Source organism: Euryhalocaulis caribicus (assembly GCF_000412185.1).
Lineage (GTDB): Bacteria > Pseudomonadota > Alphaproteobacteria > Caulobacterales > Maricaulaceae > Euryhalocaulis > Euryhalocaulis caribicus.
This window is the reverse complement of record NZ_ASJA01000006.1, coordinates 126,652-150,537: the sequence shown is the minus strand read 5'-3', so window position 1 is coordinate 150,537 and position 23,886 is coordinate 126,652. Positions and strand designations below refer to the sequence as shown.

Annotated in this window: 25 protein-coding genes; 11 read left to right on the top strand and 14 right to left on the bottom strand. The window is 65.0% G+C overall.

Annotated features, from left to right (window positions below; genetic code table 11):
* Positions 1-62: 62 nt before the first annotated feature.
* Complete coding sequence (locus L338_RS07150) at positions 63-767, bottom strand: class I SAM-dependent methyltransferase (RefSeq protein ID WP_022697687.1); 705 nt, start codon at positions 765-767, stop codon at positions 63-65.
* 57 nt (positions 768-824) lie between these two features.
* Here L338_RS07150 and gloB point away from each other — a divergent pair, with 57 nt between their 5' ends.
* From gloB to L338_RS07135, 3 genes are read left to right on the top strand one after another with little or no spacing between them, the layout of a single operon-like run.
* On the top strand, positions 825-1,604 hold the full coding sequence (gene gloB, locus L338_RS07145; protein ID WP_206740800.1) for a hydroxyacylglutathione hydrolase: 780 nt from the start codon (positions 825-827) through the stop codon (positions 1,602-1,604).
* Positions 1,604-2,050 carry a PaaI family thioesterase gene (locus L338_RS07140; protein WP_022697684.1) on the top strand — a complete coding sequence of 149 codons (447 nt, stop codon included), beginning with the start codon at positions 1,604-1,606 and terminating at the stop codon, positions 2,048-2,050. Before gloB ends, L338_RS07140 begins: the two co-directional genes overlap by 1 nt.
* 9 nt (positions 2,051-2,059) lie before the next feature.
* Entirely contained in the window at positions 2,060-2,476 is a 417-nt protein-coding gene (locus tag L338_RS07135) for a cupin domain-containing protein (RefSeq protein WP_022697683.1), read from the top strand.
* 117 nt (positions 2,477-2,593) lie between these two features.
* On the opposite strand, the gene phbB is transcribed toward L338_RS07135, so the two are convergent.
* Positions 2,594-3,316 carry an acetoacetyl-CoA reductase gene (gene phbB / locus L338_RS07130; protein WP_022697682.1) on the bottom strand — a complete coding sequence of 241 codons (723 nt, stop codon included), beginning with the start codon at positions 3,314-3,316 and terminating at the stop codon, positions 2,594-2,596.
* A 179-nt stretch (positions 3,317-3,495) separates the two neighbouring features.
* Between phbB and phaR the strand changes: the two genes are divergently transcribed.
* Both phaR and L338_RS07120 read left to right on the top strand, forming a co-directional pair.
* Positions 3,496-4,077, top strand: coding sequence for a polyhydroxyalkanoate synthesis repressor PhaR (gene phaR / locus L338_RS07125; protein WP_022697681.1), 582 nt, complete (start codon positions 3,496-3,498; stop codon positions 4,075-4,077).
* Between the two features lie 160 nt (positions 4,078-4,237).
* Positions 4,238-4,507, top strand: a complete 270-nt coding sequence (locus tag L338_RS07120; RefSeq protein ID WP_022697680.1) for a hypothetical protein — start codon at positions 4,238-4,240, stop codon at positions 4,505-4,507.
* A gap of 103 nt (positions 4,508-4,610) precedes the next feature.
* Here the strand turns inward: L338_RS07120 and L338_RS07115 are convergent, their stop codons facing one another.
* Both L338_RS07115 and L338_RS07110 read right to left on the bottom strand, forming a co-directional pair.
* Positions 4,611-5,072, bottom strand: coding sequence for a hypothetical protein (locus L338_RS07115; RefSeq protein WP_022697678.1), 462 nt, complete (start codon positions 5,070-5,072; stop codon positions 4,611-4,613).
* Positions 5,073-5,087: 15 nt separating this feature from the next.
* On the bottom strand, positions 5,088-5,849 hold the full coding sequence (locus L338_RS07110) for a glycosyltransferase (RefSeq protein ID WP_241762240.1): 762 nt from the start codon (positions 5,847-5,849) through the stop codon (positions 5,088-5,090).
* A gap of 106 nt (positions 5,850-5,955) precedes the next feature.
* Between L338_RS07110 and L338_RS07105 the strand changes: the two genes are divergently transcribed.
* Positions 5,956-7,641, top strand: a complete 1,686-nt coding sequence (locus L338_RS07105; protein ID WP_022697676.1) for an ArnT family glycosyltransferase — start codon at positions 5,956-5,958, stop codon at positions 7,639-7,641.
* Complete coding sequence (locus tag L338_RS07100) at positions 7,638-8,546, top strand: hydroxymethylglutaryl-CoA lyase (RefSeq protein ID WP_022697675.1); 909 nt, start codon at positions 7,638-7,640, stop codon at positions 8,544-8,546. The genes L338_RS07105 and L338_RS07100 overlap by 4 nt, the downstream gene beginning before the upstream one ends.
* On the opposite strand, the gene L338_RS07095 is transcribed toward L338_RS07100, so the two are convergent.
* From L338_RS07095 to cysS, 7 genes are all read right to left on the bottom strand, one after another.
* A complete protein-coding gene (locus L338_RS07095) occupies positions 8,543-9,454 on the bottom strand; it encodes a glycosyltransferase family 2 protein (protein ID WP_022697674.1) in 912 nt (303 codons plus the stop codon). The genes L338_RS07100 and L338_RS07095 overlap by 4 nt on opposite strands.
* On the bottom strand, positions 9,451-10,647 hold the full coding sequence (locus L338_RS17350; RefSeq protein ID WP_022697673.1) for an O-antigen ligase family protein: 1,197 nt from the start codon (positions 10,645-10,647) through the stop codon (positions 9,451-9,453). The genes L338_RS07095 and L338_RS17350 overlap by 4 nt, the downstream gene beginning before the upstream one ends.
* Before the next feature lie 13 nt (positions 10,648-10,660).
* Positions 10,661-12,595: a threonine--tRNA ligase gene (thrS, locus tag L338_RS07085; RefSeq protein WP_022697672.1), complete on the bottom strand. Its 1,935-nt coding sequence runs from the start codon at positions 12,593-12,595 to the stop codon at positions 10,661-10,663.
* Positions 12,596-12,598: 3 nt separating this feature from the next.
* The gene (locus L338_RS07080; RefSeq protein WP_022697671.1) at positions 12,599-13,783 is read right to left on the bottom strand and encodes a DmpA family aminopeptidase; all 1,185 of its coding nucleotides are present in this window, start codon (positions 13,781-13,783) and stop codon (positions 12,599-12,601) included.
* Positions 13,780-14,028 (bottom strand): membrane protein insertion efficiency factor YidD, encoded by a 249-nt coding sequence (yidD, locus tag L338_RS07075; protein WP_027068353.1) that lies wholly within the window; start codon positions 14,026-14,028, stop codon positions 13,780-13,782. The genes L338_RS07080 and yidD overlap by 4 nt, the downstream gene beginning before the upstream one ends.
* Positions 14,029-14,272: 244 nt before the next feature.
* Positions 14,273-14,707 carry an iron-sulfur cluster assembly scaffold protein gene (locus L338_RS07070; RefSeq protein ID WP_033310805.1) on the bottom strand — a complete coding sequence of 145 codons (435 nt, stop codon included), beginning with the start codon at positions 14,705-14,707 and terminating at the stop codon, positions 14,273-14,275.
* Positions 14,708-14,793: 86 nt separating this feature from the next.
* Positions 14,794-16,182 carry a cysteine--tRNA ligase gene (gene cysS / locus L338_RS07065; protein WP_022697669.1) on the bottom strand — a complete coding sequence of 463 codons (1,389 nt, stop codon included), beginning with the start codon at positions 16,180-16,182 and terminating at the stop codon, positions 14,794-14,796.
* 209 nt (positions 16,183-16,391) lie between these two features.
* Between cysS and folE the strand changes: the two genes are divergently transcribed.
* Together folE and L338_RS07055 are read left to right on the top strand one after the other, a co-directional pair.
* A complete protein-coding gene (gene folE, locus L338_RS07060; protein WP_022697668.1) occupies positions 16,392-17,009 on the top strand; it encodes a GTP cyclohydrolase I FolE in 618 nt (205 codons plus the stop codon).
* 322 nt (positions 17,010-17,331) lie between these two features.
* The gene (locus L338_RS07055; protein WP_022697667.1) at positions 17,332-17,580 is read left to right on the top strand and encodes a helix-turn-helix transcriptional regulator; all 249 of its coding nucleotides are present in this window, start codon (positions 17,332-17,334) and stop codon (positions 17,578-17,580) included.
* A 62-nt stretch (positions 17,581-17,642) separates the two neighbouring features.
* Here L338_RS07055 and L338_RS07050 read toward each other — a convergent pair whose 3' ends face one another.
* The 3 genes from L338_RS07050 to L338_RS07040 all read right to left on the bottom strand — a co-directional run bounded on the left by L338_RS07050 (position 17,643) and on the right by L338_RS07040 (position 20,997).
* Complete coding sequence (locus L338_RS07050) at positions 17,643-18,161, bottom strand: metal-dependent hydrolase (protein ID WP_022697666.1); 519 nt, start codon at positions 18,159-18,161, stop codon at positions 17,643-17,645.
* 89 nt (positions 18,162-18,250) lie between these two features.
* Positions 18,251-19,117: a DUF817 domain-containing protein gene (locus tag L338_RS07045; protein ID WP_022697665.1), complete on the bottom strand. Its 867-nt coding sequence runs from the start codon at positions 19,115-19,117 to the stop codon at positions 18,251-18,253.
* Between the two features lie 50 nt (positions 19,118-19,167).
* On the bottom strand, positions 19,168-20,997 hold the full coding sequence (locus L338_RS07040; protein ID WP_022697664.1) for an alkaline phosphatase D family protein: 1,830 nt from the start codon (positions 20,995-20,997) through the stop codon (positions 19,168-19,170).
* Between the two features lie 88 nt (positions 20,998-21,085).
* Here L338_RS07040 and L338_RS07035 point away from each other — a divergent pair, with 88 nt between their 5' ends.
* On the top strand, positions 21,086-22,090 hold the full coding sequence (locus tag L338_RS07035; protein ID WP_022697663.1) for an RluA family pseudouridine synthase: 1,005 nt from the start codon (positions 21,086-21,088) through the stop codon (positions 22,088-22,090).
* Between the two features lie 94 nt (positions 22,091-22,184).
* Positions 22,185-23,870, top strand: a complete 1,686-nt coding sequence (locus tag L338_RS07030; protein ID WP_022697662.1) for a vWA domain-containing protein — start codon at positions 22,185-22,187, stop codon at positions 23,868-23,870.
* Positions 23,871-23,886 lie beyond the last annotated feature (16 nt).

Below are 23,886 nucleotides of genomic sequence, written 5' to 3'. Positions count from 1 at the left end.
TTATGGGCAGGCAAGACAGTTCGAAAGCGGACATAACGCCGCCCTTGCGCAGCGGCAAGCGCTCAGGCGCGCGCCGGCGCCGTGGCGAAGGCCGGGGCGCTGCCGCGCGGCGGAATGGCGACGCGCTTGCGCGCCTCCACCAGGATCACGCCGCCCAGCCCCGGCCACAGCATGTCGCCGATGATTTCCCAGCCCGGCGCGGACCGGGCGATCACGCCCCAGCCGCGCGGCGGCGCATAGAGCGCCCGCGACCAGGCCATCGGCTCCAGCCCGCAATCACGCAACAGGCGCGAAAGCTGGATGCGCGTGAACGGACGGCCGTGACCGAACGGGCTGGCGTCGGACAAAGACCACAGGCTCACCCGGCTGGGCGCGATCAGGATGACCCGCCCCTCCCCGGCCGATATGCGCCAGACCTCGGTCAGCATGGCGCGCAAGGCGTCGCTTTCCTCCAGCCCGTGCGCCACGATTACCCGGTCAAACGCATTGTCGCGAAAGGGCAGCGCGGTTTCCTCGACCAGCGCGCTGGCGCAGCGCCCGTCTTCGGGCCACGCCTCCCCGCCCTGCTGGCCGGGCATGGCCGCCACGATGCGGCGCGCGGAACTGAGATACGGCGTCAGATAAGGCGCGGCATAGCCCAGACCCGCCATGTCCAGCCCGCGGGCGTCCGGCCACAGGGCATGAATGCGGCGGGCGATCATCTCATGCGCCATGCCGCCCAGCGGGCTGTCGTAAAATCGCTTCAGGTCCACGACATCAAGCCGCATCGAACATGCCTTCTAACTTCTTCCCCCCGATACTAGGTTGAGACTCAGCGAACGTGAATGAACGGAGTTCATATGTTGCAGGTCCGGATGTTTCCCTGCCTCAACGACAATTACGGATTTCTGGCGCATGACCCGCATACCGGGGAAACGGCCTGCATCGACACGCCCGATCCCGATGACATCCTGCGTCAGGCGGAAGCGTCCGGCTGGCGCATCAGCCAGATCTGGAACACCCATCATCACTGGGACCATGCCGGCGGCAACGCGGCGCTGAAGAAAGCCACCGGCGCCTTCGTGGTCGCCCCAGGCGGCGAACGCGGCAACATAGACGGCGTGGACCGCGCCGTGGAGGGCGGCGAGCGCGTGCGGCTGGGCGAGTTCGAGGCGGACGTGATCGCAACCCCCGGCCATACGCTGGGCCATATCATCTATCATTTCCCGGCGGAGAAGGTCGCTTTTGTCGGAGACACCATTTTCGCGCTCGGCTGCGGCCGCCTGTTCGAGGGCACGCCCGAACAGATGTGGGACTCCCTGAAGGCGATCCGGGCCCTGCCGAAAGACACGCAGCTCTACTGCGCCCACGAATACACCCAGGCCAATGCCCGTTTTGCCCTGACGGTGGAAACGGACAACGACGCGCTGAAAGCCTATGCCGGCGACGTCGACCGCAAGCGGAAGAAGGGCGAGCCGACAGTGCCCACCACGGTCGGGGCCGAGCTTGAAGCCAATCCCTTCCTGCGCGCCGACAAGGCCCCGCTCAAGAAAGCCGTCGGCCTGCCCAACGCCGCGCCGGAAAAGGTCTTCGCCGAAGTGCGCGCGCGGAAGGACCGGTTCTGATGGCGCGCGACATTCCACCCGCCCCGCCGAAAGACCTGACCCCCGAACAGGCCGAAGCCTATTGTCAGGGCAGCCTGCCCGGCCTTGTCGGCCTGACATGGATCTCCACCAAAGCCGATCACATCGAATCCCGGCTGGCGCTGCGGCCGGAGCTGATGGCCCCGAACGGTTATCTGCACGCCGCCTCGGTCATCGCGGCGGCTGACACCACAGCCGCGCTGGCCTGCATCCTGAACCTGCCGGAGGGCGCGTTGAATTTCACGACAATCGAACTGAAGTCCAACTTCACGGGCACGGCGAATAGCGGTCATGTCCGCGCCCTCGCCAGCCCGGTTCATCTGGGCCGCGCCTCGCAAGTCTGGGATTCGGTCGTCACCCATGAAGAAAGCGGCAAGGCCATCGCGCATTTCCGCTGCACCCAGATGATCCTCTACCCGCAAGCGTAAGAGCGTTTCATGAAAGCCGAAGACATCATCGCGATGCTGGACCTCGCCCCGCATCCGGAAGGCGGATTTTTCCGCGAGACCTGGCGCGACGAAACCGGCGAGGGTCGCGCCGCCTCCACCGCCATCTATTTCCTGCTGACCGAAGGCAATCGCAGCCACTGGCACCGCATCGACGCGTCCGAGACATGGCATTACTACGCCGGCGCGCCGCTGATCCTGCGCATTCACGACGATAACGGATCGCAGGAAATCCGCCTTGGCGCGGACCTTGCCGCCGGCGAGCGACCGCAAGGCGTCGTCCCGCCCCATGCCTGGCAAAGCGCGGAGACCACCGGCGACTGGACGCTGGTCGGCTGCACCGTCGCCCCCGGCTTCGAATTCGACCATTTCGAACTCGCCCCCGAAGGCTGGGAGCCTGGAACTTGATTTTCAAAACACCGATCGAAGTGGATTTTTTCCGCACGTCAGTAGGCGACGGCGACGCGTAGTTTGCTACGCGAGACGCCGCCGACGCAGCGTGCGGGGAAAAGACGCCCGATCAGATTAGTACATGTGCTGGCCGCCATTGATGGACAGAGTCGACCCGGTGACGAAACCGGCCTCGTCTTCCACCAGGAACAGCACGCCGCGCGCGATCTCGCTGGCGCCGCCAAGGCGGCCCACCGGGATGCGGGCGACAATTTTCTCCAGCACTTCTGGCGGCACGGCGGCGACCATGTCCGTGTCGATATAGCCCGGCGCCACCGCGTTCACGGTGATGCCGGCGCGCGCGCCTTCTTGCGCCAGCGCCTTTGTGAAGCCGTGGATGCCGGACTTGGCGGCGGCGTAGTTCACCTGACCGTACTGCCCCGCCTGCCCGTTGATGGAGCCGACATTGACGATGCGGCCAAAGCCGCGGTCCAGCATGGTCGGCCACACCGCCTTGGACATGTTGAACACCCCGCCCAGATTGGTGTCGATCACCTCGTCCCATTGCTGGCGGGTCTGTTTCTTCATCGTGGAGTCGCGCGTGATGCCGGCGTTATTGACCAGCACCTCCACCGGGCCGAGCGCGCTCTCGACCTGTTTCACGCCGTCTTGGCAGGCCGGGAAATCCGCGACATCCCATTTGAACGCGGCGATCCCGGTCTCATCGGTAAATTTCCGGGCGCGGTCATCATTGCCGGCATAAGTCGCCGCGACCCTGAATCCCTTTTCCTTGAGCGCGAGTGAAATGGCGGCGCCGATGCCGCGTGTTCCGCCTGTCACGATCGCAGTCCGGTCCATAAATTCCTCCCTGTCCGGTATTTTGTCGTTATCGTTTATCTACACTAAATCCGGTCTGAGCGCCGGTTTAAAGCCTTGAAATGAAATCTGCTTGACGCGCACTGCTCTTGCGGGGAAAGACGCTTTGGTCCTAAGTCGGACCTACAAAAAACCTATAACATTATTGAGGGAGCGCGATCTTGGCGAAAAAGAAACTCGATCCGGACGAACCAGTCGTCATCAAGAAATACGCGAACCGCCGCCTGTATGACACATCGTCCAGCGCCTATGTGACGCTTGATGACTTGAGCGCGATGGTCCGTGACGGCGTGGAGTTCGTGGTCGTCGACGCCAAGTCGGGCGATGACATCACCCGCAACGTGCTCAACCAGATCATCTTCGAGCAGGAAAGCCACGGCGAGAACCTGCTGCCCATCACCTTCCTGCGACAGCTGATCCGCTTCTATGGCGACCAGATGCAGGCGGTGCTGCCCTCCTATCTGGAAATGTCGATGGAGAGCTTCGCCCGCCAGCAGGAGCAGATGCAGGAGCATATGGGCGGCAATATGGGCTCTGCGAACGCCTACCGGATGTTCGAGGAAATGACCCGCCAGAACATGGCGATGTTCCAGAACGCCCTGCGCATGTTCAACCCGTCCGCAGACGCGGGGGCCGAACCCTCCGCCCCGGCCGGCGGCGGAAAGCGCGACGAGGACCTCTCCTCCATCCGCGACGAGATGGAAGCCCTGCGCAAGCGCCTGGACGAGATGTCCAAGGGCTAGACGCCCCTTATCGTCCCGGTTTGATACGCAAACCGGGACAATTTGCCGAAAATCGTAGTTAACAGCGTCTAAACGGGACGCAGTTCCCGCCATGGTCTGGCCCAAAGCTTGCGCCATGTCCGCTGTAATGACTCGGATCAGCAGCATATCAAGGGCGCTCGTGCTGGCGGACAAACGTTCCGTCCCGGCCCGCATCGAAGCGCCGAAGAAACCGGCGCCGAAAGCCGCCGCGCCGCGCCGCGCGCCGGCCCCGCTGGCCCTGGTCCCCAGCGTAGAGGGTCAGACCGCCGCCGCCGGAATCGAGATCCAGCTGACGCGCGGTCCGCAGCGCCGCGGCCTGAAGGCCGACGCCAATGAACGCGCCCGCTACGCCCGCGCCTACCGTCCCGCGCCAGACCTGACCGGCCGCCTCTACAAGGTCAGCGCGTGAGCCGTCTCGTCCGCAAGGCGGAGGCGCTCAACGCCGAACGCGCGGCCGGTTTCATGGCCGCGCTCTCGGTCTTCTATTTCCTTGGCTGAATAGCGCCGTCCGGCTAACCGCCGCCGACCGCGAAGTCCCGCCGCGCCGTGACAATCGAGATCACGAAGCCCGCCACCACGTCCAGCAACGTCATGAGCGTCAGCAGGAAGAAGGCGGATGTCGCGAACACGTCGAACAGCAGGAATTGAACCACGCACGCGATGAACACGATCATCGACACGCCGTGATTGATGATCGCGCCCTTGCCGATCCCGGTGGAGCGTATGATCTCCACGAACAGCAGGATCAGGCTGAGCACGATGAAAAGATCGCCCCAGCTGACGGCCCAGACCGCGTCGCTCGGCATCGGGATCTGCATCGCCGGGGCCACCAGGCGCGCCTGGACCCCTTCCACCGATGACAGCATTTTTCCGCCGAAGGCGAGGAAATTATAGACGATCAACGGGATCACCAGCAGGGGAACCGCGTCGAACCAGCTTCCGCCCTTGGCGGCCGCATTATTTGAAGGAACCATAACCATAACCCCACATTAACCATTGCGGCGGTCGGGGTGAACCTCTTTCGCGTCTCCGGGGTTTCGATTTCGCGCAATAAGCCATGAAACCCCCAGAAGGTCCCACGCGCCCGCCACGGCGCGCCCGAAATTCGTGTATTTCGACCGCCCCGCCTCGCGCGCCCGGTGCCCCACATCGACAAACGCCACGCCGAACCCTTCCCGCTTCATCAGGGCGGGCATGTAGCGGTGCATATGATCGAAATACGGCAGGCGCATGAAGGCGTCGCGCCGCATCGCCCGGATGCCCGATCCCGAATCCGCGGCGTCATCGCGCAGAACCCGCCGCCGGATGGCGTTCGCCCATTGCGAGGCAATGCGTTTGCCCGCGCTGTCCTGCCGTTTCTTGCGGCGGCCGGAGACCAGCCCCAGCGCTGGATTGGCATTCAAATGGTCGATCATGGCGGGAAGGTCCACCGGATCGTTCTGGCCGTCCCCGTCCAGCGTGCAGATCACCCGGCCATGCGCGGCCAGCGCGCCCGTGCGCGTGGCGCGGCTCTGCCCGGCATTGGTTTCATGGCCGATCACGCGCAGCGCCGGAAGGTCCGCCATGACGCCCGCCAGTTCCTCGCGCGTCGAATCCCCGCTGGCGTCATCGACGAAAATGATCTCGTAACGCCGCCCGTCCAGAACGCCGGCGATCTCCCGCGCCAGCGCGCCGCAATTGCCCGCTTCGTTATAGACCGGGACGACAACGCTGATTTCTAGCTGGGTTTCGTTCATGATGTCCTGACGCATGACCGCCGCTTGAGGCTTCATCGCTTTTTGCACGGGCGGCGCGGCTGCGAAAGAGGCGCGCGCCCTCTTCGCCTTTTGCCGCTGGCCCGTTAAACAGCGGACAGTGATGACGCCAACCGCCGCCCCTTCCGCCCCGCACGCGCCCCTGCCCTTCAACCCGGCCGGGCGAAACGCGGCGCTGATCATCCTTGTTCTTGCGCTGCTGGCGGGCGTCGCCGGGGTCTTCACCATGCCGCCGCTGGACCGCGACGAGTCGCGCTATGCCCAGGCCAGCGCGCAGATGCTGGAAACCGGCAATTTCATCGAGATTCGCTTTCAGGACGCCCCGCGCCACAAGAAGCCCGCGGGCATCCACTGGCTGCAAGCCGCCTCGGTCGCCCTCTTCTCCAGCGAGGAGGCGCGCCAGATCTGGGCCTATCGCATCCCGTCCCTGTTCGGGGCCATGCTCGCCGCGCTGGCGGCCTGGATGGCGGGGCTGCGCCTGATCGATCCGCGCGCCGCATTCATCGGCGCGGCCTGTTTCGCCGTCTGCATCCTTCTGGGCGTGGAAGCCGCCATCGCCAAGACGGACGCGGTGCTGGTCGCCTTCACGACGCTTTCCATGCTGGCGCTGGCGCACCTGAAATTCGGCGGCGGCGGACGATGGACGGCTATCGGTTTCTGGTCCGCCTTCGCGGCGGGCATCATGATCAAGGGTCCGGTCACGCCGCTGGTCGTCATCCCCGCCCTGCTGGCCCTGTTCCTGTGGGAGCGGAAAGCCGCCTGGGCGAAACCGCTGGCCTGGTGGCCGGGGCCGATGCTGGCCGTCGCCATCGCCCTGCCTTGGTATGTCGCCATCGAAATGGCGACCGGGTTCGAGTTCATAAAACAGGCCGTTGGCGAAGACCTTCAACCCAAGGTCATTGGCGGCGTGGAAAGCCATGGCGCGCCGCCGGGCTATCACACCGCCTTCGCCATTCTGCAGCTCTGGCCGGCCACCCTGTTCCTGATTCCGGGCTTCATCCCGGCATGGCGCGCCCTTCGCGCGCGGCGCGACGATGCGGACTGGGCCGGGGTGCGCTTCCTGCTGGCCTGGGCGATACCGGCCTTCCTGATCTATGAGCTGACGCCCACCAAGCTCAGCCATTACACGATGCCGGTCTATCCGGCCTTCGCCCTGCTGGCCGGGCTGGGGGCGCTGGAGCTCTGGAAGCGCGCCGCCCCGCTCTGGAGCCGCATCGCCTCCAATATCCTGTTCGGATTCGCCGGCCTGAGCGGCGCCGCGCTGATGGTCTATCTGGCCATGACTTACGGCGACGGCGCGACGCAACTGACCGCGTGGATCGCCGGCGGCGTCATTGTCACACTCTCCGCCGCGGCCATCGTCACGCCCACAGGCTGGGCGCGAATCGTGCTGGCGCTGCTGGCCGCGCTTAGCTGGCACTGGTCCGCGCGCGCCCTTGTCGCCCCCGCGCTCGACCCGCTCTTCACCGCCCGCGACTTCACCGGCGTTTTCGCCCCGGACGAGCGCCCCATCGGCAGCTACGCCTTCACCGAACCCAGCCTCGTATTCCTGCTGGATGGCGGCATCGCCATTGAGCCGCGCGACCAGATCATGCAACGCGCCGCCACCAGCGGCGATCTGAGCGCCTTCATCATCCCGCGCGCCGACTGGGACGCGCTCCGCGCCGCGCTTGCGGACCGCGCCTCGTGCGCACACATCTTAAAAGAGGCGGACGGCCTGAATTACTCCAATGGAGACGAACTGGATCTGCTGGCCGTGCGCGTGAATTGCGAGGAGGCGACGCCATGACGCGCCGTGTCGAGATTGTCGAAGTCGGCCTGCGGGACGGGCTGCAGAATGAAAAGACCCTGCTGCCGACCGACGTGAAGATGGAATTCATCGACCGGCTTCTGGACGCGGGCTGCAAACGCATGGAAGTCGCCAGTTTCGTAAACCCGAAACTCGTGCCCGCCATGGCGGATTCGGACGACATCATGGGCCGCGTCCCGCGCGACCGCGGGGCCAGCTGGATCGGCCTCGCGCTCAATGAGCGCGGCCTGCGCCGCGCCATCGACATGAAGTGTGACGAGATCAATTACGTCATGGTCGCCAGCGAAGGCTTCGGCGTGAAGAACCAGGGCGCGACGCCGGAAGAATCCGCCGCCCTGTTCGAGCGCATCGCCCCGCTGGCGATCGAAGCCGGCATCCCTCTATCGGCAACCATCTCCGTCGCTTTCGGCGATCCGTTTGACGGCGAGGTCGACCAGAGCGCGGTGATAGACCTTGCCGAACGCGCCGCGAAGGCGGGCGCCGTGGAGCTGGCCTTCGGCGACACGATCGGCGTCGCCGATCCGTGGTCCGTGCAGCGCCTCATCGCCGGGCTGCGTGAACGCCTGGGCGATAACGGCCCGCGCCTGCGCATGCATTTTCACGACACGCGCAACACCGCCCAGGCCAATATCTTCGCGGCCATCGAGGCGGGCGTGGACGTCATCGACGCCTCCTGCGGCGGCCTTGGCGGCTGCCCCTTCGCGCCGAACGCGACCGGAAACGTGGCGACCGAGGATGTCGTCTACATGCTGGATCGCGCCGGAATCGAGACCGGGCTCGATCTCGACAAGCTTATCGAGACCACGCACTGGGTCGAAAAACATATCGGCCGCATGCCCCCCGCCCTGCTCGCCAAGGCCGGCGGTTTTCCGAAAAGCGCCTAGTCCAGCCCGGCCAGCGAACGGACCACGTTCCGCGCCGAATAGGCGGTGGCCCGGCCCATCAGGGCCAGCACGATAAACGGCGCGGCGGCGACCGCCTTCACCTTGCCCATCGGGGTGCGCGCGAATTTCCAGAAATAATGCACAAAACCCTGCGACTTCGCCCATTCTACCGTCATCAGCGGCGCGCGGGAGGTGGAGCCGTAATGCATCACCCGCGCTTCCGGATGGAACACCACCACGCCGCCCGCCTCGGCCACGCGGCGGCAGAGATCAATATCCTCGACATGCAGGAAATAGCTTTCGTCGAACCCGCCGAGCGAAAGGAAATCCTTGCGCGGAAGGGCCATTGCCGCGCCGGAGACCACCGGCGTCGGGCACGGCCCGTCCGGCAATGGCTCCCGCTCGCGGTGGATATTGCGGAACTCGGGGTGAAGCGGCTCCAGCTTGTACAGACCCGAATAGCCGATAAAGGCCGAAAGCGGGGTCAGCATGCCGCGCCGCGCCCCGCGCTGTTCCGTGCCGTCCGTGTTCAACAGGCGCGCCCCGACCAGCCAGGGATGACGCCCGCGCGCCGCGCCGGCCTCGGCCATCAGCATGGCCGCGCCCGGCTCGATCAGCGCATCCGGGTTCAGGAACAGGACCACGTCGCCACTGGCCGCCCGTGCGCCCAGATTGCAGGCCCGCGCAAACCCGACATTCCCCTGCCCGGCCAGCAGGCGCACATTCTCGCGCGCCTCGTCCAGCGCCTCCAGACGCTGGCGGACATCCTTGGGATTGCCGTTGTCCAGGATCACCAGCTCGTCGATATCGCCGGCCTTCAGGGCCGCATCGATGGCCTCGAACAGCGCCGGGCCGGTATGCCAGCTGACCATGATGGCGCTGATGGTCGGGCGCTCCCCGCCGTTCATGCCCTGCCCCTCCCGATCAGGATACAGGCGGAGGCGGCCAGAAAAGCCGTCGCCCACCACCATTCCTGCCACACGCCATAACTGACGAAGGAAAGCACGGCCATCGCCGCCAGCGCGGAGGCCGCCGCGGCCGCTTGCGCGCGGGGCATGTCCAGATGGTCGGAGGCGGCATGGACCAGCGCCACCAGCGCCGCCGCGCCCAGCAGCGCCCCGACCATGCCCAGTTCCAGCCAGAGCTGAAGCGCGGCGGAATGGGGGTGGAGCGGCATGCGCTCCAGATCGAATCCGCGCATGGCGACAATTTGATCAAAGGTGCGGGAGGCATCCATCCCCCACCCCTGGAACGGCCGCTGGACGATCAGTTCCCGCGCATAGGTCCAGGTTTCCCACCGCCATTCCCATGAAAACGCCATATCGGCGCGCATTTCAGGCGATAGCGGGCCGGCCGCGGTAATGACCATCGGCGCAAACACGATCCACAACGCCGCGGCCAGCGCCGCGCCGAACAGCGCCGAACGCGGCCGCCAGCAGGCCAGCGCAAAAGCCGCCGCCGCGGCGACCAGCGCAACCGCGTTGGCGATCATGTCGAAGGACAGCGCAATGGAGACCGCCGCCGCGCCCAGCGCCAGCGCCACCCATCTGCCGTGCCGGAAATGCGCCAGCGCCATGGCCGCGGCCGGTCCGGCCAGCACCACAAAGACAGAGGCCCCGCGTCCGACATTGCGGAACAGGGCCGGATTATCGAGGCTGAGCTGCTTGATGGAGCGTGTGAACCACGCCCCCGTCGCGGCCTCCACAACCAGCATGACGGCCAGCGCCGCAACCCCCGCCGCGAGAGCGGCGCGCGGCCAGGTCCGCTGGTCTTCCGGCATCCGCATACAGGCCAGCGCGAACGCGCCATAGAGCAGCACCCCGGCCCAGACCAGAGAAACCTGTTCGGCGTCGCTGGGCGACCAGAGCTGCGCCACGCCCAGCCAGACCAGGAAAAGCAGCGCAATGCCGATGGCCGCGCCCGGACGGATCGCCCGCCGCCAGCCATCGGGACCGGGAAAGGCAATGATCCCGCCCAGCGCCAGCAATGGCGACAACGCCAGTCCGCCCCCTGTCGCCAGAAGCGGCGTCAGCAGGAAAACCAGCAGCATCGCGCCGATGGCGCGCGCGCTATGGGCGCGATGGATCAGGCTGGACGGCAAGAGCGGGCTTTCTTCAGCTTGTCTTGAGGTCGGGCGGCAAGGCTTCTCCGGAAAGACGCGTCACCGCATCATCAAGAGAGATGACTTCCTGCTTTTTCCCGCCTTCGCCAAAGGCGCGCAAGGCCACGTTTTTCTCTTCCGCCTCGCGATTGCCCACCACGGCGATGTAGGGAACCTTCGCATTCGAGTGTTCGCGGACCTTGTAGTTGATCTTCTCGTTCCGCAGGTCCGTCTCCACGCGCAGCCCGGCCTTGCGCAGCGTATCCGCCGCCTCGCGGGCGTAATCGGCCGCATCCTCGGTGATCGTGGCGACCACGATCTGCGTCGGCGCCAGCCACATCGGGAAGGCCCCGGCATAGTTCTCGATCAGGATGCCGAGGAATCGCTCGAACGAACCCAGAATCGCGCGGTGCAGCATGACCGGACGGTGCTTCTCGCCATCCTCGCCGATATAGGTGGCGTCCAGACGCTCGGGCAGGTTGAAGTCGGCCTGGATCGTGCCGACCTGCCATTCCCGGCCGATGGCGTCGCGCAACACGAAGTCCAGCTTCGGGCCGTAGAACGCCCCGTCGCCCGGCTCGTACAGCACGTCCAGCCCCGTGGCGTCGGCCGCCGTTTTCAGCGCCTTCTCGGCCTTGTCCCAGATCTCGTCGCCGCCAACGCGCACTTCCGGGCGGTCGGCGTAACGCACCTTCACGTCGTCGAAGCCCAGATCCGTATAGACCCGCTGAAGCAGCGAGCAGAACTTCTTCACCTCGTCGGTGATCTGGTCCTCGCGGCAGAAAATATGCGCATCGTCCTGCACGAAGCCGCGCACCCGCATCAGGCCGTGCAGCGCGCCGGACGGCTCATAGCGGTGGCAGGAGCCGAACTCGGCCAGGCGCAGGGGCAGGTCGCGATAGGATTTCTGGCCCTGGTTGAACACCTGCACATGGCACGGGCAGTTCATCGGTTTGACCGCCAGCACCTTGTCCTCCTCCTCGATGGAAGAAATGAACATGTTCTCGCGGTACTTGCCCCAGTGGCCGGATTCTTCCCAGAATTTCCGGTCCATCAGTTGCGGCGTGCGGATTTCCTTGTAGCCGCCCTCGTCCTGTCGGCGGCGCATATAGTCCTGCAGGGCGCGGTACAGCGTCCAGCCATTGGGGTGCCAGAAGACCTGGCCCTGCGCCTCTTCCTGCATGTGGAAGAGGTTCATTTCCTTGCCAAGCTTGCGGTGGTCGCGCTTCTCGGCTTCCTCGATCCGGTTGAGATGGGCTTTCAGCGCCTTCTCGTCGGCCCAGGCCGTGCCGTACATGCGTTGCAGCATGGCGTTGCGGTGATCGCCGCGCCAATAGGCCCCGGCCAGCTTCATCAGCTTGAACGCCTTGGGCAGCTTGCCCGTGGAAGGCAGGTGCGGTCCCCGGCAGAGGTCCAGCCACTCGCCCTGACGATAGATCGAAATCACCTCGTTCTCGGGCAGGTCGGCGATCAGCTCGGCCTTGTACTCTTCGCCGATGGACTTGAAATACTTGATCGCCTCGTCGCGGTCCCAGACCTCGCGGACAATATCCTCGTCGCGGTCGACGATCTCGGCCATCTTGGCTTCGATCTTCTCGAAATCCTCCGTGGAGAACGGCTCCTCGCGCGCAAAGTCGTAATAGAAGCCGTCCTCGATCACCGGCCCGATCGTGACCTGCGTGCCGGGAAACAGCTCCTGCACCGCCTCGGCCAGCACGTGCGCGGCGTCATGGCGGATCAGCTCGAGCCCCTCGGGATCACGCGCCGTGATGATGCGAATTTCGGAATCGGCCTCCACCGGGCGCTTCAGGTCGCGCAGTTCGCCATCGACCTCCACGGCCAGCGCCTTCTTGGCCAGCGACTTGGAAATATCCTCGGCGATGTCAAAGCCCGTCACCCCGTCGGGATAGGACCGGCTGGCGCCATCGGGAAATCTGATCTCGGGCATGTCTTACTCGTCTTCCGTCTTTGCCTGACCGTTCCGCGCCTCGATCAGCGCGCGAACCTTGTCCAGCGGTATCGCTTCAATGTGCCGGGCCTCGCGCGCGGCGGAATCGTAACCCGTCACGCTCTCGGCCATGAAAAGGGAATTCAGGATCGCTTCCTCGGTCGCCTCGATCACCGCCTGGAACAGCGGCGAAACCCTGTCATTGCCCAGCTTGGCGTAGGATTCCACCCCTTGCCGCCGCGCCGGCGTGCGACGAACCGGCTCAGCGGTCGAAAAGGCGATCACGTAATCGCCTGATCCGTTGGTCATGGACGCGCCGGTGCGCGCCAGACCGGCCAGCGCGCGATGCGCCAGGCGCTCCAGATTGCGGTCGTCCAGCGGCGCGTCAGTGGCGACCACGATCATGATCGATCCGTCCGCCCGGTCGCTGTCCAGCTGCTCTTTCAGATAATACTGGCCCAGCGCCTCGCCCGCCTTCACGCCATCGACGCTCAGCACGCCGCCGAAATTGGACTGAACCAGAACGCCGACCGTGTAGCCGTCCAGCGAGGCGGGCAGCGCGCGGGAGCTGGTGCCGATGCCGCCTTTCCAGCCGAACGCCACCGTGCCGGTCCCGGCCCCGACAGCGCCTTCCGCCACCGGTCCCGCCGCGGCGGTCTCTATGGCTTCCCGAACATGGTCCGGCGTCACGGCCCGGGCGCGAATATCGTTCAGGCGGGAATCGTTCGTCTCGCCCACCACGGCGTTGACCGACACGATTCCCTCATGACCTTCCTGATCCAGCGTCCAGCCGATGACGCCCTCGGCGCCGGCTGGAACGGAAAGCGTGTTGGTCAGAATGATCGGCGTCTCGATCTCCCCCAGCTCGCGGATCTGCGTCACGCCCATCAGCTTGCCGAAGCCGTTGCCCACCGCCACGGCGGCGGGAACCTTGTCCATGTAGAGATCGCCGCCATGCGGCAGCACCGCCGTCACGCCCGTGCGGATCGTTTCGCCCTCGGTCAGCGTCACATGGCCGACGCGCACGCCTTCCACATCGGTGATCGCGTTCAGCGCGCCCGTCGGCAGCACGCCCGGCGCCGCGCCCAGATCGCGGGCGCGCGCCCGCTCGCCGTCCTGAGCCATCGCCGCGCCGCCCAGGCTTACAGCGGCCGCCGCGGCAAGAATGATCCGGCCAGCGCGGCTCATGCTGCGTCCCCCTTGCCGTCGGGCACCGGGTCCCAGCCATGCGTGCCGCCCGGACGGCAGCGCGCCACGCGGCGCAGGCCCAACCAGCCGCCGCGCAGGAAACCGTGGCGGCGCACCGCCTCCGCGGCGTATTCCGAACAGGTGGGTTCATGCCGGCAGCGCACGCCCAGCGCCATGAAGGCGGGCGACAGCGTCAGCTTGTAAATCTTGAGAAGCGCCGCAACGGCGCGATTTCTGAAGGACATGATGATGCTTCGGTCCTGTGGCTCACGCACGTTCTAGCTGGGTGCGAACACCGCCCGTGCGGCGGCTTTTCGCAATGGCGGGCCGTGGCGTCTAACCCGCCGGTTCCGGACGCCGGCCTCCGACCCGCCATACAGGCGGGCGGCCAACGCCCTAGCTAGTCGATGTCGTGCGCCGAATGCTCATCATCACGGGAAAATAGGCCCTGTTTCGCGGGGTGAAAAGCCTCCCCGCTGAATGTGGCCCCTAGGCCGCCTCCACGCGCGCGCTTTCCACGGCCTCGGCCGCGGCGTTGAACGCCAGCATGGTCGAGTCCTGACGCGCCGGATATTCGGCGACCGCCTGAAGCAGCGCCAGGTCCGCAAACCGGCCTTCCGGCGGCGCGCCGCCGTCCTTCAGCATGGCTTTCAGCGCATCGCGCGCGCTGACAATCTCGTCCGGCGTGGCGCCGATAATATTGCCGGTCAGGATCGCCGCGGCGGCCTGGCCCAGCGCGCAGGCCTGCAGGCGCAGGGCGCAATCGCTCACCGCGCCGCCTTCAAACGCCAAATCGATCTCCAGCCATGATCCGCACAGCTTCGACGTCTTGCGCGTCATCACGTCGGGCGCATCCAGCTCGCCGACGCGCGGAATATTGCCCGCCAGCGCGATTACCTTGTCATTATAGAGGTCGTCAGTCATGGTCACATGATAACGCAAAACAGAATTGCGTTCCACTCCCCACAAACGTCAATTCATTCCGTGATTTCCGTAAAAACGAAACGAATTTACGCCTCACGCCGCCAGATCGTGCCATCCGCGCCATCTTCCAGAACCACGCCCTGATCGGCCAGCGCGTCGCGAATCCGGTCGGCCTCGGCAAAATCGCGGTTCGCGCGCGCCTGCTTGCGCGCCTCGATCTGCGCCTCGATTTCTTCGGCGCTCAGCCCCTCGCCCGTATCGTCGGCGCCCTTGAACCATTCCTCCGGCGCGCTTTGCAGGATGCCCAGCTGGTCGCCGGCGTCGATCAGCCGCGCCTTCGCCTCGGCCTTATCCGCGTCCGTCCGGGCCTTGTTCGCCGCATTGATCAGCCGCGCCACTTCCGCAAACGCCTTGGGCGTATTCAGATCGTCTTCCAGCGCCTGGGTCACGCCTTCCGCGGTGACGCCCGCCGCCGGCTCGACGCCCTCCAGCTTGCGCAAGGCCTGATAGGCGCGGTCCACGGACGACCGGCTCTGCTCCAGCAAGTCGCGGGTCCAGTCCAGCGGCTGGCGGTAATGCGCCGACAGCAACGCCCAGCGCATCACCTCGCCCGGCCACTCGTCCAGCAGATCGCTGACCAGCATCACATTGCCCAGCGACTTGGACATCTTTTCGGATTCGATATTCAGGAAGCCGTTATGCATCCAGTAGCGCGCCAGCGGCGATCCGCCGTGCGCGCAGGCGCTCTGGGCCAGCTCGTTCTCATGGTGCGGGAAGACCAGGTCCGCGCCGCCGCCGTGAATGTCGATCGTCTCGCCCAGATTGGCCTCGATCATGGCGGAGCATTCCAGATGCCAGCCCGGGCGGCCATCGCCCCACTGGCTGGACCAGGACGGCTCGCCCTCCTTCGCCGGCTTCCACAGCACGAAATCGGCCGGGTCGCGCTTATAGGGCGCAACCTCCACCCGCGCGCCGGCCACCATGGCGTCACGGTCGCGGCGGGACAGTTTGCCGTATGCCTCATACTTGTTGATGTCGAACAGCACGTGCTTCTTCGACTCATAGGCGAACCCGCTCTTTTTGAGCTGGCGGATCATGCCGATCATTTCCGGCATATGGCCGGTCGCGGTCGGCTCCATGGACGGGTCGATCACGTTCAGGGCGCGCATGTCCCGCCGGTAGATATCGGTATAGATCTCAGCGATCTCCGCGCAGCTCTTCCCGGTCTTCTCCGACGCCGCGATGATCTTGTCGTCCACGTCGGTGATGTTCCGGGCATAGACGACATGGTCCGCGCCATAGATGCGCCGCAGCAGGCGGAACAGCGTGTCGAAAACCACCGGCGGGCGGGCATTGCCGATATGGGCGTTGTTATAAACGGTCGGGCCGCAGACATAGAGCGTCACCCGCTCCAGGTCGGCCGGTTCGAAGTCGCGCTTTTTCCGCGCCAGCGTGTCGTGAAGTTTCAAAGTCATGGTCCGACCATCAGATAGCGGCGCGCCTGCTTGGGATAAACCCGCGCGCGAAGCAATCTTGCAGGCAAGGGTGGAACATCGCGGTCGCGCCTACTATCTAATGACCCACAGATACGAATGCACCGGCGTCCGCGCCGCGCTTTCGATCCGGAAACCGGTACTTTCCCGGCTTGAAATAGAGCCGGGCCCGTCAACGAAAGGATCCAGCGATGGACGCCATGACCCCCGAAAACGCCCGAATGACTGACGAAAACAAATCCAAGCGCCCCTCTCGCGAGGCGGCGGAAGCCGCCGTGCGCACGCTGATCGCCTGGACCGGCGACAACCCGGACCGCGAAGGCCTGCTGGACACGCCCAAGCGCGTGGTCAGCGCCTATGAGGAATGGTTCGCCGGCTATGACCAGGACCCGGTCAAGGAACTCTCCCGCACGTTCGAGGATGTTCAGGGCTATGACGACATCGTCATGCTCCGCAATATCGAGGTGGAGAGCCATTGCGAGCATCACATCGCCCCGTTCATCGGCAAGGCGCATATCGCCTATTTGCCGGAGAAGCGCGTCGTCGGCATTTCCAAGATTGCCCGCGTGGTCGAAATCTACGCCAAGCGCCTGCAGACGCAGGAAACCATGACCGCGCAAATCGCCGACGTCATCACCGAGGTTCTCAAGCCCCGCGGCGTGGCCGTATTTATCGACGCGATCCACGAATGCATGACGACGCGCGGCGTGCACCACCAGAATGTTTCCACGATCACCACGCAATTTACCGGCGCATTCCGCGACGATTCGATGCTGAAGGAACGCTTTCTCCAACTCGCGCAAAGCTAGAATATTTGCCAAATCAATGAATGCGGGGCGGTCCTTCGGGGCCGCCCTTTCTCATGCCCGCGCTCCCAAATAGGCTTGTTTAATCAAACCTGAAGCCCGGAATCATCGACTCGCCGTCCGGCAAATATCTCCATCCATTTCACACAGCCAGAAATATATATTTTCAACATTAACTATCTTCTTGAAATGATGTATGTTTCTTCAATCGATGGTTGTATTGATTGACTCGCAGTCATTGAGTAATCAAACCAGTGCGCCTTTCGCGGCCGGCGCTTTAACCATCACCAATTGGCCGCACAGCCGCCTAGAATGAGGTTGGTCCATGACCAAGCTGACACCTGAAGCCTGCCGCGCCGCCCGCGCCCTGTTGCGATGGACGATGCGTGATCTCTCCCGCGAGGCGAATGTCGCCCTGACCACCGTTCACCAGTTCGAGAACGGCCTCCGCGCGTCCATTCGCCGTGTGACGGAGGAAAAGATGACGAACGCTTTCGCCAGCAAGGGCGTGGAAATCGTCAACAAGAACGGGACCGGCGCCCGCCTGCTCCAGAAAGAGCGACAACCCGGCTGAGGCCCTGCCTCAGCAACCCCTTCAATAGCCGGTTCTCCGGCTCTTGGCCCTCGCGAACCTTCTCAGGGTGAAGCGACAGCGCGTGACCGCGCGCTAACGGATCCGGCGGAACCTTTGCGTTCGCTTGCAAACATCCAGGCCGCCGCCGCACAAATTCCCGCCTCCAGAAGCATCGTCCAGTGGGTCAGGAAATTCCAAGGCCAGGCGCGCGCGACCTGTGTCGGGTCGGTCAGCTTCAGCGGCGTGAAGTCGAACGGCGCGGCCCAGTAGATATTCCACGTCACCGTATCCAGGCACAGATGCAGCGCGATCCCCGCCAGCAGCGCCCGCAGGGTCAGCTGCGCCGCCGGTCCCGCCCGCTTCGCCAGAACCAGCAACGCCACGCCCAGCGCCAGCCAGGTCAGCGGCCAGTGCAGCGGCGAATAATAGTGATGCGTGGCCACCGGCGGGCCGAACAGTACGAAATAGGGAACGTCGAAATCCGGCGTCACGCCCCCCAGCATGAACGCCCAGGCGGGACCGCGGCGCGGCCTCACGAACCGTGAAAGCAGATAGCCGGCAGGCGCGTGCGCGAAAATCATCGGCCAATCCCCGTCGATGCCCGATCCTCGGGTTTTCGCCCAAGCCTGTTGAAATGATTTGGCGACGCGCGCGTGACAAATGCGCGACTCTATTGTGACTTCTGCAACACAGCGCGCCGGCTTCGCCGGTTCACGGCCGAAACCAGAACGAAGCTGAGAAGCATCAGCAGGAACCAGGAGCCCAGCTTGGCGACCGGCACCACCGTCCATCCCGCCATCTGGTCGGGATAGCGCCACGCCGCGCCGAACGTGCCGATATTCTCCGCCAGCCAGATGAACAGCGACACCAGCAGGAAGCCCAGCAGCAACGGCATCTTCCGTGCCTTCGCCGCCGGATGAAAATATACCCAGCACCGGCCATAGAGGACCGCCGCCGCGGCGAACAGCAGCCAGCGGATATCAGGCAGGAAATGATGGCTGAAGAAATTCACATAAGCCGCCGCGGCTAGGACCAGCGTCGTCCAGAAGGGCGGATAATGGCTGAAATGCATGTCGAACAGCCGCCAGGCGCGCGCCAGATAGCTGCCGACCGCGGCGTACATGAAGCCGGAAAACAGCGGCACCCCGGCCAGCCGCAGCACGCTGGACTCCGGATAGATCCATGACCCCTGCGAAACCTTGAATATCTCCATCGCGGTCCCGGCCACATGGAACACCAGGATGACTTTCGCCTCGTCCAGCGTCTCCAGCCGCGTGGCGATCAGCAGCAATTGCAGCGCCAGCGCCCCCAGCACCAGAAAGTCATAGCGCGCCAGCGCCGCGTCCTGCGGATACAGCCAGTAAGTCCCCAGGATCAGCGCCAGCATCGCTCCGCCAAACAGGCAGGCCCAGGCCTGTTTCACGCCGAACCGGACAAACTCATAGCCCCAGGCCGTGAGTTTTCGCTCCGCCGCCCACGCGCTCAGGCGGGCGTCGGTCTCCAGCAACAGGCGGGGCGGCGGGGAAAGCAGCGGCATGGGTGAAAGCTACCCCGTCCCGCGGGGCCAGAATATGGCGCGGCGGCGCGTCAGCCCCGGGCGATCTTCCCGCCCGGCTCCGCGCCCCACACCGCATAGGTTTCGCGATTGAACGTCCGGCTTTCGATGGTTGAAACGCGGACATACTCCCCGCTGGAGCTGTCCCGCGTGAAGGTCAGGATCAAGCAGCCGCGGTCTTTCCAGTTCATGTGCTGAACATCCTCGGCGGCGTCTTCGACCATCTTGCCGAAATCCACGAACGGCGCCTGATAATCGGAATACATGCCGGGGCTGGAAACGCTGGTCACGCCGAACTCCACCCCGCGCCGCCCCCCGGCCGCGTCGGTCAGGTCATTGGCCCAGAAGGCGTGCGTGTCGCCGGTCAGCGCCGCCAGGTTCGCGCCCGCATCGCGCGCCGCGTCATACAGGCGCTCCCGCTCGGCGCCATAACCGTCCCAGGCGTCCAGATTCATCGGCAATTCCCAGTGCGAGCGTTCCAGGAAGGCCATGTTCGCCTCCGCCCCCTGCCCGCGATTCATCATCGCCCTGTACCACCAGGGCAGGTCCTGCGCGTAGCGCGGCCCGCGCACCCGCGCCATGATCACCTGATTGCCCAGCGCCTGCCACGCCACGCCGGCGCGGCGCGACCGCTCCATCTCTCCCGCCACGAAATCCAGCTGCGCTGCGCCCATCAATTCGCGGTCCGCCGCATTGGTCTCCGCCATGAAGGCCGCCACGTCCGGCCGCCGCTTCACATTGCGCGGCAGCTTGCGCCGTTCCGACAGCCGCTTCAGCTCCCGATAGCCGGTGATCTCCCGCCAGCCGTCCCGCGTGCGCTCCACCAGCGCCGGCAGCCGCTCGATGCCCGGCCCGTCCGCCCCCGCATCGGCCATCACCGGTTCCGCCCCGGACACGTCGAACGCCATTTCCGGATAGGTCAGCCCCTCCGAAAAACTGGCCTGCGCCGACCGCGCGGTCAGCCGCGTTTCCAGCATCACCAGGCTGGCCGCCTGCCCGAAATCGAAGCTGCGCCAGATCGCCTCGCGCGCCCGGCCCGCTTCCGGCTCCCGGATCGGCATCCATTCCATATAGGCCTGCACCGCGGCGCGCTTGCGGGCGTCCCATGCGCCCTCGCCCTTATTATGGTTCTCCGCGCCGCCGGACCAGCTGTCATTGGCCGTCTCGTGATCGTCCCAGACGCAGATAAAGGGATGCGCCGCGTGCGCCGCCTGCAGGTCCGCGTCGCCGCGATACTGAGCGTAGCGCGTGCGGTAGTCGTCCAGGCTGACAATCTCGTGCGCGGGGTCCGGCCCCCGCCCGTTTTCCATGCCCCATTCGGTGGCGTAGCCCCCGGCTGCGTATTCGTAGATGTAGTCGCCCAGATGCACCACGGCGTCGAGGTCGTCGCGCTCGGCCACCACCCGGTAGACATTGAAATAACCCGCCGGAAAATTGGAGCAGGAAACCGCCGCCAGTTTCGCCTGCCCCGCGTCCGCCCCCGGCAGGGTGCGCGTGCGCCCGACGGGGGAGACATTGTCCCCCGCCCGGAAGCGATAGAAATAGGTCTGGCCCGGCGACAACCCGTCCGCGTCAATCTTCACGCAGAAATCACGCCCCGGCCCGGTTTCCGCCGCGCCGCGGCGCACCACGTTCGCCATCTCCGCATCGCGCGCCACTTCCCAGCGCACCGCCGTCGCGCCGCCGCCCGGCGGAACCGCGCGCGTCCACAGGATCACCCGGTCGGCCTGCGGATCGCCGGAGGCCACGCCATGCGTAAAAGCCGCGGTCTCTTCCGATTGCGCCCGCGCCCCGGCGGGCAGGGCCGCGCCCCCGGCCAAAATCCCCATCAGGCTGCGGCGTGTCAGGTCCAGCTTGGTCATCGTGTTTCCCCCTTTTGGCGCGGCGCTTTGTAGGTCCGGCATGTGTCAGCGCTTTGACGCGGCGTCAGGGCAGGTTAAGCGATGTTTCATGACAGGCGAAGTGGAGATCAGGCGGCTAAACGCCACGGACGAGGACGCGGGCGAGCGCATCGACCGCTGGCTGGCCGAAACTTTCGAGGATCTTTCCCGCACGCGCTGCAAGGCGCTGATCGAGGACGGCCAGCTCTCGCTGGACGGCGCGGCGATGACCGACCCCTCCGCCAAGGTGCGCGTGGGCGAATACGCTCTCTCCATCCCGGGCCCGGCGGAAGCCGAACCCAAACCCGAAGACATCCCGCTGGACATCCTGTTCGAAGACGATGAGCTGATCGTCGTCAACAAGCGCCCCGGCCTTACCGTCCACCCGGCCCCGGGCGCGTGGTCGGGCACGCTGGTCAACGCCCTGCTCCACCACTGCGCGGACTCCCTGTCCGGCATTGGCGGCGTGCAGCGCCCGGGCATCGTCCACCGTCTGGACAAGAACACCTCCGGCGTTCTGGTGGTCGCAAAGTCCGACGCCGCCCATCAGGGCCTCAGCGAGCAATTCGCCGCCCACAGCGTGGAGCGCGCCTATATCGCGCTGGCCCGCACCGCGCCCAAACCGCGCGAGGGCCGGATCGAGACGCGCATCGCCCGCTCTCCGCACGACCGCAAGAAAATGGCGGTCGTCCGCAGCCCGGACTCCGAACACGGCAAGGCCGCCGTCACCAATTACCGCACGCTGGCGACTTTCGGGCAGGAACCGGGCGCGCCCGCCGGCACGCCCGCGGCCTGCGAGGTGGAATGCCGGCTGGAAACCGGGCGCACGCACCAGATTCGCGTTCACATGACCCATATCGGTTGCCCGATTCTGGGCGATGGCACATATGGCCGTCAGGCGACGCTGAAGAAGATCGCCACCCCGCAGGGCGAAGTGCTGCAGGATTTCCGCCGCCAGGCCCTGCACGCGGCCATTCTGGGCTTCATCCACCCGGTCACGGGCGAGAATTTGCGCTTCGAGACGGAACTGCCCAAGGACATGCAGCGCCTCCGCAAGTTTCTGGAACGCTTGTGATTCTCCGATGTCGTTAATCGCGCGCTAACCGCGTCTATAAATCTCTATTTAAAAGCTCCGGCCTACATTCACGCCCCGAACACTGGGGACCGCTATGTCCGGACTTATTCGATTCTTCAGACGCATATCCGGCGACGAGCGCGGCAATACCGCGATCATTTTCGCCCTTTCGATCCTGCCCGTGATCCTGCTGGTCGGGGCGGCTGTCGACCTGTCGGGCATGCACGGCAAACGCTCCGCCCTTCAGTCCGCGCTGGACGCGGCCGCGCTGGCGGCGGCGAAAATGCCGTATAACAGCTCCGAAGCGGACGTGATCGAAACCGCGACACGCTTCGCCAACGCCAATTTCGACGGCGAAATTCAGAACCTGCAGGTTGTACGCGCCGATGACTCCATCACTGTTACCGGCGAATCTCCCGCTGACCTGATGTTCCTGTCCGGCTTCGGGATGGATGACCGCTCGGTCTCCACCATGTCCCAGGCCACCCGCGGCGCGCACAAGGTCGAGGTCGTCATGGTGCTGGATAATTCCGGCTCCATGCGCGGCTCCAAGCTGACCTCCCTGAAACGCTCCGCGCGCACGCTGGTCGATACGCTGACCTCGACCGAAGCCAAGCCCGGCACCACCAAGATCGGACTGGTCCCCTTCACGGCGGCCATCAATGTCGGCCCGGACAATTTCAACGATGCGACCCTTGCGGCCTGGCTGGACAAGGAAGCGCGCGCGGATCAGCACACTGAAATCTTCGACAGAAACCTGAATCGCTTCACCGCGCTGCAACAGATCGGCCAGCAATGGGGCGGCTGTGTCGAAACCCGGCCCTATCCGCTGGATGTGAACGACACGCCGCCGAACAACGCCATCCCGGAAACGCTTTTCCAGATTTATTTCGCGCCGGATGAGCCGGATCTCAAGTCGGGCAGCAGCGACTATTATCCGAACAACTATCTCATCGACTGGGAAGAGCCGGAAGACGACAAACCCGACGACCCTTGCGCTGGACTGTCAGGTTGGGCCTTGCTGCTTTGCCGCATCTACACCGCCGACGACGATGACGATGATGATGATAACGGCGGTGACTGGGATGACGATGGCAACGATTGGTACGACAACGGCGATTATAATAACGGCAGAAGATCCGACCTGGAAACAGGCCAACTCTATGCGCCGAAATACCGGCTCAGCGATTACAACGCCGGCAGCGATGAAGGCCCGAATGCTGGTTGTCTCGCCAAACCGATTCAACCGCTGACAGAGCGTTTCAGCGAAATCCGCAGCGCCATTGAGGCGATGGACGCCAACGGCAACACCAATATCCATGAAGGCGTGGCCTGGGGCTGGCGCGCCCTGTCCCCGACGCCGCCTTTCACGGAGGGCGCGTCTTATGATGATCGGGAAACGAAGAAATTCCTGATCCTGTTGACTGACGGCGCCAACAACATCACGGCTCAGGGGGGCAAAAACCATAACAAGTCGATTTATTCGCCCTATGGCTATGCGCGGCAGGAAAACCCGCGTTTCCTGACCAATCCTGACACCACCAATGAAATTCGTCAGGAAATGGATTCCCGCACGGCGCAGACCTGCGAGAACGCCAAGGCGGCCGGGATCACCGTTTTCACGATCGCCTTCGACGTGAACGACGACGACATCGAGGACCTGATGGAGGACTGCGCCAGCGGCTCAAATCGCTACTTCCTGTCGCCCAATCCCGGTGACCTGGAAGAGACGTTCGAGACCATCGTCAACGAGATCACGGAGCTGCGCCTCAGCCAGTAAGCGCGCCAATCATGCT

Coding starts and splice junctions, on each gene's coding strand:
- L338_RS07150 (WP_022697687.1), bottom strand. CDS start 767: ATGCGGCTTGATGTCGTGGACCTGAAGCGATTTTACGACAGCCCGCTG.
- gloB (WP_206740800.1), top strand. CDS start 825: ATGAACGGAGTTCATATGTTGCAGGTCCGGATGTTTCCCTGCCTCAAC.
- L338_RS07140 (WP_022697684.1), top strand. CDS start 1,604: ATGGCGCGCGACATTCCACCCGCCCCGCCGAAAGACCTGACCCCCGAA.
- L338_RS07135 (WP_022697683.1), top strand. CDS start 2,060: ATGAAAGCCGAAGACATCATCGCGATGCTGGACCTCGCCCCGCATCCG.
- phbB (WP_022697682.1), bottom strand. CDS start 3,316: ATGGACCGGACTGCGATCGTGACAGGCGGAACACGCGGCATCGGCGCC.
- L338_RS07115 (WP_022697678.1), bottom strand. CDS start 5,072: ATGGTTCCTTCAAATAATGCGGCCGCCAAGGGCGGAAGCTGGTTCGAC.
- L338_RS07110 (WP_241762240.1), bottom strand. CDS start 5,849: ATGCGTCAGGACATCATGAACGAAACCCAGCTAGAAATCAGCGTTGTC.
- L338_RS07105 (WP_022697676.1), top strand. CDS start 5,956: ATGACGCCAACCGCCGCCCCTTCCGCCCCGCACGCGCCCCTGCCCTTC.
- L338_RS07100 (WP_022697675.1), top strand. CDS start 7,638: ATGACGCGCCGTGTCGAGATTGTCGAAGTCGGCCTGCGGGACGGGCTG.
- L338_RS07095 (WP_022697674.1), bottom strand. CDS start 9,454: ATGAACGGCGGGGAGCGCCCGACCATCAGCGCCATCATGGTCAGCTGG.
- thrS (WP_022697672.1), bottom strand. CDS start 12,595: ATGCCCGAGATCAGATTTCCCGATGGCGCCAGCCGGTCCTATCCCGAC.
- L338_RS07080 (WP_022697671.1), bottom strand. CDS start 13,783: ATGAGCCGCGCTGGCCGGATCATTCTTGCCGCGGCGGCCGCTGTAAGC.
- yidD (WP_027068353.1), bottom strand. CDS start 14,028: ATGTCCTTCAGAAATCGCGCCGTTGCGGCGCTTCTCAAGATTTACAAG.
- L338_RS07070 (WP_033310805.1), bottom strand. CDS start 14,707: ATGACTGACGACCTCTATAATGACAAGGTAATCGCGCTGGCGGGCAAT.
- cysS (WP_022697669.1), bottom strand. CDS start 16,182: ATGACTTTGAAACTTCACGACACGCTGGCGCGGAAAAAGCGCGACTTC.
- folE (WP_022697668.1), top strand. CDS start 16,392: ATGGACGCCATGACCCCCGAAAACGCCCGAATGACTGACGAAAACAAA.
- L338_RS07055 (WP_022697667.1), top strand. CDS start 17,332: ATGACCAAGCTGACACCTGAAGCCTGCCGCGCCGCCCGCGCCCTGTTG.
- L338_RS07050 (WP_022697666.1), bottom strand. CDS start 18,161: ATGATTTTCGCGCACGCGCCTGCCGGCTATCTGCTTTCACGGTTCGTG.
- L338_RS07045 (WP_022697665.1), bottom strand. CDS start 19,117: ATGCCGCTGCTTTCCCCGCCGCCCCGCCTGTTGCTGGAGACCGACGCC.
- L338_RS07040 (WP_022697664.1), bottom strand. CDS start 20,997: ATGACCAAGCTGGACCTGACACGCCGCAGCCTGATGGGGATTTTGGCC.
- L338_RS07035 (WP_022697663.1), top strand. CDS start 21,086: ATGACAGGCGAAGTGGAGATCAGGCGGCTAAACGCCACGGACGAGGAC.
- L338_RS07030 (WP_022697662.1), top strand. CDS start 22,185: ATGTCCGGACTTATTCGATTCTTCAGACGCATATCCGGCGACGAGCGC.